The organism is Streptomyces viridosporus (assembly GCF_002078235.1).
Taxonomy (GTDB): domain Bacteria; phylum Actinomycetota; class Actinomycetes; order Streptomycetales; family Streptomycetaceae; genus Streptomyces; species Streptomyces viridosporus.
The window spans coordinates 1-7425 of sequence record NZ_MSGP01000373.1 but is presented as its reverse complement, the minus strand read 5'-3'; the positions used below and the strand labels follow the sequence as shown (position 1 = coordinate 7425).

Genomic DNA, 7425 nt, shown 5'->3' with positions numbered 1-7425 from the left:
GAGCGGAACGCCGGGAGGAATAGTCCCGGAGTTCACAGCGTCCTCGCTGTGTTTTCTTCAAAGGAACCTCGCCACCGGGACAACCCGGTGTCGGGGTATCAACATATCTGGCGTTGACTTTTGGCACGCTGTTGAGTTCTCAAGGAACGGACGCTTCCTTCGTACTCACCCCTGCGGGCTTTCCTCCGGGCGCTTCCCTTCGGTCTTGCGTTTCCGACTCTATCAGACCTTTCCGGTCCGATTTCCTCGGTGCTTTCCGGGGTCCCGCTTCCGCGTTTCCCTTTCCGGCGTTTCCGACTCTAGCAGACCCTTTCGAGCCTGACTCCCCGTCAGAGGGGGGCGCCTTCCCGGCCGTTGGGCCGTTCCGACGTTTCAAACCTTAGCGGACTCGCTCGGCGCTTCTCAAATCGGAGCCACTCGGTTCCGTTCAAGCCGCCGGGTCCCGTGCGAATTGAATTCCGGCATGCCGAAAACAACCCGTCAGGGAGGTCGTGCTGGTGGTTTGAGTGCCGCTGTCGCGGCGGAGATGCCGTCGCAGAACCGTTACGGCTCCGCGGCAACTCGGAGAACTCTACGGATCGGGCAGGGGGGTGTCAAGCACCCCTGTCAAGATCTTTGCGGCCGGACGGCGGGCCTGCCGTCAGTCCAGGTCGGAGAGGCGTCCGCCGGCGTCGGGCTGGGCGTGCTCCACCCTGCGCAGGAGACGGGTGAGGACCTCGCCCAGGGTCACCCGCTCCTCCGGGGAGAGGTCCTGGAGGAGGTCCTCCTCGAAGACGGTGGCCATGCGCATGACCTCGAGCCACTTCTCGCGGCCGGTCGGGGTCAGCTCCACGATCACCCGAACGCGGTTGGTCTCGTCCCGCTCCCGGGTGACCAGGTCCTCGGCGACCATGCGGTCGATCCGGTGGGTCATGGCGGCCGGGGTCAGCCCGAGGCGCTTGGCGAGGTCACCGGGGCCCATGCGGTAGGGGGCGCCGGAGAGGACGAGGGCCTTGAGGACCTCCCAGTCGGCGTTGGTGATGCCGAGCTCGGCCGTCTGGCGACCGTAGGCGACGTTCATCCGACGGTTCAGACGGGACAGCGCGTTGACGATCTTCTCGACCTGGGGGTCGAGGTCCTGGAACTCGCGCTGGTACGCGGCGATCTGCTCTTCGAGTGTCGGCTCGCCGAGGCCGGTGGTGTCGCCCATGGCCGCAGTATGGCACGCCTCGCCTTTACTTTGAAGTCCTTCACTGTGTACTCTTTAGCGTCGAACTTTAGCTTCTAAGTCTTCACTCCTAACCAGTGAGAGAGGTGAATGTGACCAGGGCGATGGGCGCTGCGATGCGTCGGATCCACGTGGGCAACGCACTCAGCGCTTTCGGGCTCGGCTTCACGGTCCCGTACCTGTACGTCTACGTGGCGCAGGTGCGAGGGCTGGGGGCCATGACGGCGGGTCTCGTGCTCGCCGTCTTCGCTGTGGCCGCGCTGATCGTGCTGCCGTTCGCCGGGCGGGCGATCGTCCGGCGCGGCCCGCTGCCCGTACTGCTCGCCGCCCTGGTCACGGCCGCGGTCGGCGCGATGAGCCTGGGACTGTCCGGCAGCGCCGCGACCGTGCTGCTGTCGGCGGCGGCGCTCGGCGCCGGTCAGGCCGTGATGCAGCCGGCGCTCGCGACGATGATCGTCGACTGCTCCACCGCGGAGACCCGGTCACGGGCGTTCGCCACGCAGTTCTTCCTGCAGAACCTCGGACTCGGCGTCGGCGGTCTGATCGGCGGGCACCTCGTGGACACCACGAAAGCCGGCTCCTTCACTCTGCTGTTCGCGCTCGAGGCGGTGATGTTCCTGCTGCTCGTCGTGGTGATGGCGACGGTGCGGATGCCGCGTGCGCCGCGCATCGGGGACGCTCCGGCACAGTCGGCCAAGGGCAGCTGGAAGGAGCTGCTGGGCAACCGGGCCATGGTGCAGCTCTGCGTGCTGGGCTTCGTGCTCTTCTTCGCCTGCTACGGGCAGTTCGAGTCGGGGCTGAGCGCGTACGGGGTCGAGGCCGCCGGGATCTCGACGTCCACGCTGGGGACGGCGCTGGCGGCGAACACCCTGGTGATCGTGGTCGCGCAGTTCGCGGTGCTGCGGTTCGTCGAGCGGCGCAAGCGCTCGCGCGTGATCGCCTCCGTGGGGCTGATCTGGGCCGTCGCGTGGGCCGCGGCCGCGTACGCGGGGCTCGGGAACGGCAGCCAGGCGATGGCGACCGCCGCCTTCATCTCCACGTACGCGCTGTTCGGGCTCGGGGAGTCGCTGCTGTCGCCGACGCTCGCGCCGCTGGTCGCCGATCTCGCGCCGGCCGGTATGGCGGGGCAGTACAACGCGGCGTTCGCCCTGGTGAAGCAGCTCGCGCTGGCCGTCGGTCCGGCGGTGGGCGGGCCGATGGGCGCCTCGCTGCACGGGCCGTACGTGGTGACCTTCCTGCTGTTCTCGCTGGGGATCACCGTGCTGGCGGTGCGGCTGGGACGGCGGCTCACCGACGTGCAGAACCATCCGGCGGCACGGAGCCGTGTGGTGACCCAGGGGGGCACCGCGGCGGGGCAGGCACCGGCGCACGCCTGACGTACGCGCCGACTCCCCGCTCCCGTCCCTGTTCCCGGCCCGTCCCCGGGGGCCGTCTCATGCGCCCGCGGGTTTCGGCAGGGCGAACTCGCACCAGACCGCCTTGCCGCCGCCCGGGGTGCGCCTGCTGCCCCAGTTGGAGGCGATCGTCGCGACGATGGCGATGCCCCGGCCGGACTCGTCACCGGGCTCCGCGCGGCGGCGCCTCGGCAGGTGGTCGTCCCCGTCGGTGACCTCGACGATCAGGCGCCGGTCGGTGCGGCGCAGACGCAGCCGCATGGGCGGCGTGCCGTGCTGGAGGGAGTTGGCGACCAGCTCGCTCGCCGCCAGGACGCCCAGGTCGTGCAGGTCGGGAGGGAAGCGCCAGCTGGTCAGCACGCCGGAGGCGAAGGCACGCGCGCGGGGGGCCGCTTCGACGCCGCCGAGGAGCTCCAGGGCGGCGTTGCGGAACAGCTCGCTCTCCGGGCCCGTGCGGGCGGGGTGCTGGAGGACCAGCACGGCGACGTCGTCGTCGTGGTCCGGGGTCACCCCGGCCGAACGGACCAGGCGGTCGCAGACGACCTGGGGGGTGCCGGTGGCTCCGGCCAGGGCGCGCTCCAGGGCGGCGATGCCCTCGTCCAGGTCCTCGTTGCGGCGCTCCACCAGGCCGTCCGTGTAGAGGACGGCGGTGGAGCCGGGGCCGAGGGGGATCGAGCCGGAGGCGTGGATCCAGCCGCCGGTGCCGAGCGGGGGGCCGGTCGGTTCGTCGGCGCGCCGGACGGTGCCGTCCTCGTCGCGGACCAGGATGGGCAGGTGGCCGGCGGAGGCGTACACCAGGCGCCCCTCGTTGGGGTCGTGGACGGCGTACGCGCACGTGGCGATCTGGTTGGCGTCGATCTCCGTGGCCAGGCCGTCGAGGAGTTGGAGGACCTCGTGCGGGGGGAGGTCGAGCCGGGCGTACGCGCGGACGGCCGTGCGGAGCTGTCCCATGACCGCGGCGGCCCGTACGCCCCTGCCCATGACGTCACCGATGACGAGGGCGGTGCGGCCGCCGCCGAGGGTGATCACGTCGTACCAGTCGCCGCCGACGGCGGCCTCGGTGCCGCCGGGGTGGTAGGTGGCGGCGATGCGCAGGTCGTCGGGTTGCTCGAGCTTCTGGGGGAGGAGGGAGCGCTGGAGGGTGACGGCCGTCTCGCGCTGGCGGCGCTCGCTGGCGCGCAGGCGTGCGGCGGCCTCGGCGTGGTCGGTGACGTCGGTGGCGAAGACCAGGACGCCGCGCCCGCCGCCCTCCCCTTCGGTGACCGGGGTGCAGGTGAAGGTGTAGGAGCGGCCGTCGGGGGCCTTGCGGGACTTGACCGTGCGGGGCTTGCCGCTGCGCAGGACCTGGTCGAGGAGGGGCAGCAGGCCGAGTTCGTCGAGTTCCGGGAGGGCTCCGCGCGCGGGGGCGTCGACCGGGCGGTCGCCGAAGGCCGCCCGGTAGGCGCCGTTGACGTAGGCGACGCGATGGTCGGGGCCGTGGACCAGGGCGACGAGGGAGGGGACGTGATCCAGGACCTCGCGCGCCCTCAGTTCGTCGACGGCCGGTACGGACCGCTCGCCGCCGGTGAGCCGTTCGGCGCGGGCCGCGGGCACGGAGCCCTCTCCCCGCCGGTCCGGGGGGACCGTGTGCTCGGTCCGCGCTGCGGCGCGGCGCTGCGTTCCGGGGAGCCGGGCGCTCCAGCGCGTGAAGTTCACGAATCCTTGCCTCGTGTAGTTGTCGGCGGCCGGAAACCGGGACCGGCCGGGGCCCCGGGGCCGCACCGGGGTGGGCTGCGGCCCGCCCTCGGTGGTGGACCAGTCTGGCAGGGTGCCGCCCGGGCCGACATCCGTCAGACGCCGGGCCGGCGGGCGGAGTTCCCGGGCCCGGTCAGGACGACCCCTTCGGGTTGTGCGGGGGGTCCTGAGAAGGCTTTCCACCGGCCGCCAGTTCGAACTCGGCCCGCGGGTGTTCGAGCGAGCCCAGGGAGACGATCTCCCGTTTGAAGAGCCCGGCGAGGGTCCACTCGGCGGCCACGCGCGCCTTGCGGTTGAAGGTGGGGACCCGGCTGAGGTGGTAGGTGCGGTGCATGAACCACGCGGGGTAGCCCTTGAGCCTGCGCCCGTAGACCTGGGCGACGCCCTTGTGCAGGCCCAGGGAGGCGACGGACCCGGAGTACTTGTGGGCGTACGTCTCCAGGGGTTCGCCGCGCAGGGAGTGCGCGATGTTGTCGCCGAGCAGCCTGGCCTGGCGCAGGGCGTGCTGGGCGTTGGGGGCGCACTCCCGGCCGGGTTCCCCGGCGGTGACGTCGGGGACGGCGGCGGCGTCCCCGGCCGCCCACGCGTGCGGGGCGCCCTCGACGGCCAGCTCCGCGGTGCACTTCAGCCGCCCGCGCTCGTCCCGGGGCAGGTCGGTGGCGGCGAGGAGGGGGTGCGGTTTGACCCCGGCCGTCCACACGACCGTGCGGGTGGGGAAGCGGGAGCCGTCGCTGAGCACGGCGAGCCGGTCCGCGCAGGACTCCAGACGGGTCCCGAGGCGTACGTCGATGTTGCGGCGGCGCAGCTCGGTGACCGTGTAGCGGCCCATCTCCTCGCCGACCTCGGGCAGGATGCGGTCCGAGGCCTCGACGAGGATCCACTTCATGTCCTCGGGCCGGAGGTTGTGGTAGTACCGCGTGGCGTACCGGGCCATGTCCTCCAGTTCGCCGAGCGCCTCGACACCGGCGTAGCCGCCGCCGACGAAGACGAAGGTGAGGGCGGCGTCCCGCAGGGCCGGGTCGCGGGTGGAGGAGGCGATGTCCATCTGCTCGAGGACGTGGTTGCGCAGCCCGATGGCCTCCTCGACGGTCTTGAAGCCGATGCCGTGGTCGGCGAGGCCGGGGACCGGCAGCGTGCGCGACACGGAACCGGGTGCGAGGACCAGCTCGTCGTACGCGAGCCGCCGCCCTCCGGTGCCCTCCTCCCCGGTGGCGAGCGTGGTGACGGTCGCCGTGCGTCCGGCGTGGTCGACGGCGGTGGCCTCGCCGATGACGACGTGGCACCGGCCGAGGACACGACGCAGCGGTACGACGACGTGCCGAGGGGAAATGGCACCGGCGGCCGCCTCCGGGAGGAAGGGCTGGTACGTCATGTACGGGTCCGGGGTGACGACCGTGATCTCGGCCTCGCCCCGTCCGAGTTCCCGTTTCAGCTTCCGCTGCAGACGCAGGGCCGTGTACATCCCGACGTAGCCGCCGCCGACAACGAGAATGCGCGCACGTTCCTTCACCCTCCCATGACGCACCCGCCGCTTGCGTTTGTCCACAGCCTCGACATTTTGTGTGACCGAAGGACCCGAACGCGCGGAGTTGGCCGATTTACCGACGTGAGCCGAATTCACGCAGGTCAGAAAGGGTGAACCAGGCTCCGTTCATGGTCACATACGGGACGTATGCCCTTCGTGCTCCGATCGGGGGGCGCTCCGTGCGGAACCTGCCCCTTCTGAATTGACTTCCTCTCAACTATGTTCGTGTGTCGACGGGGTGCAGGGGGATGTGCTCATCGGATCCGCCGCGGGCGGGTCCGGCAGCCGGGTCCGTCCCGCACGCCCCAGCCATCAATGGCGGGGAGAAGTCTCCGGGGGGAGACGTCATTACCGGGGGAATACACATGCATGTTCAGGACTCTCATTGGTCTTCCGCGTCCGCTGTCGCGACCGGCGCCACGATGAGCGCGCCCACGGGCAACGGGCGGGCGGACGGCGCGCGCACGACACCGCTGCGCGTGGACGCCCAGCGCAATCTGGAGCACGTGCTGCGTGCCGCGCGCGAGGTCTTCGGCGAGCTGGGTTACGGCGCGCCGATGGAGGACGTGGCGCGCCGGGCGCGGGTCGGCGTGGGCACGGTCTACCGGCGCTTCCCGAGCAAGGACGTCCTGGTGCGGCGGATCGCCGAGGAGGAGACCTCCCGGCTGACCGACCAGGCGCGTGCGGCGCTCGGCCAGGAGGACGAGCCGTGGTCGGCGCTGTCCCGCTTCCTGCGCACGTCGGTCGCCTCCGGCGCCGGTCGGCTGCTGCCGCCGCAGGTGCTGCGGGTGGGCGTGGCGGAGGAGCACGCGCACGTGCCGCAGCAGCGGACCCAGCCGGCCGCGGGTGAACTGCGGCTGGTGTCCGAGGAGCCGGCGGCCACCGACCCCGGGGACACCGGCACGGCCCGGCTCCTCGACGTGGTGGGCCGGCTGGTGGAACGGGCCCGTGCCGCGGGCGAGCTCCGCCCCGACGTGTCGGTGTCGGACGTCCTCCTGGTGATCGCCACGGCCGCCCCCTCCCTGCCGGACGCGGCCCAGCAGGCAGCGGCCTCGGCCCGCCTGCTGGACATCCTGCTGGAGGGCCTGCGCTCACGGCCCGAATAGGACCCGAACAGGACCCGAACAGAACCAGCCACCGGGGCACCCCGTCCGGCACCACCACGGGCGGGGTGCCCGTCGTCGCGTACGGCGGCGGGCCCGGGACGGCGAGGGGCCCCCGGCAGCCGCCCCGGCCCGGGGCAGGCCCCACCACCGCCGCGGACGCCCCGCGCACCCCCGTCGAATCGAAAGCCGCACCGCGGGCGCCGCACGCGCCCCCGGCCGCACCCGCACCTGAAGACGCGCCGCAGAGGCGCGCACCCCGATCCGCACAGCCCGCCGCAGGCGCCCCGCGCCCGGATCCGCCGTGCGCCGCAGGCACCCGCGCCCGGATCCGTCCGTGCGCGGCCGACACCCGCAGGCATCCGCAGGCACCCGCTCTACGCCCGCCGTCCTCCGGCCCCCGCGCCCAGCGCCCCCCGCTGCGGCGCGATGCCCGCCGGCACCGCCCGCTGCCGCGCCGGC

5 protein-coding genes are annotated in these 7425 nt (G+C 72.4%); 2 read left to right on the top strand and 3 right to left on the bottom strand.

The window, feature by feature from the left end:
- Positions 1–640 precede the first annotated feature (640 nt).
- Entirely contained in the window at positions 641–1189 is a 549-nt protein-coding gene (locus B7L92_RS25785) for a MarR family winged helix-turn-helix transcriptional regulator (protein WP_081239790.1), read from the bottom strand.
- A 122-nt stretch (positions 1190–1311) separates the two neighbouring features.
- Between B7L92_RS25785 and B7L92_RS25780 the strand changes: the two genes are divergently transcribed.
- Entirely contained in the window at positions 1312–2583 is a 1272-nt protein-coding gene (locus tag B7L92_RS25780; RefSeq protein ID WP_081239789.1) for an MFS transporter, read from the top strand.
- A gap of 57 nt (positions 2584–2640) precedes the next feature.
- On the opposite strand, the gene B7L92_RS25775 is transcribed toward B7L92_RS25780, so the two are convergent.
- Together B7L92_RS25775 and B7L92_RS25770 are read right to left on the bottom strand one after the other, a co-directional pair.
- Positions 2641–4296 carry an ATP-binding SpoIIE family protein phosphatase gene (locus B7L92_RS25775; RefSeq protein ID WP_081239788.1) on the bottom strand — a complete coding sequence of 552 codons (1656 nt, stop codon included), beginning with the start codon at positions 4294–4296 and terminating at the stop codon, positions 2641–2643.
- A gap of 172 nt (positions 4297–4468) precedes the next feature.
- Positions 4469–5845, bottom strand: a complete 1377-nt coding sequence (locus B7L92_RS25770; RefSeq protein WP_081239787.1) for an NAD(P)/FAD-dependent oxidoreductase — start codon at positions 5843–5845, stop codon at positions 4469–4471.
- Positions 5846–6225: 380 nt separating this feature from the next.
- On the opposite strand from B7L92_RS25770, the gene B7L92_RS25765 reads away from it, so the two are divergent.
- A complete protein-coding gene (locus tag B7L92_RS25765; protein WP_081239786.1) occupies positions 6226–6966 on the top strand; it encodes a TetR/AcrR family transcriptional regulator in 741 nt (246 codons plus the stop codon).
- Positions 6967–7425 lie beyond the last annotated feature (459 nt).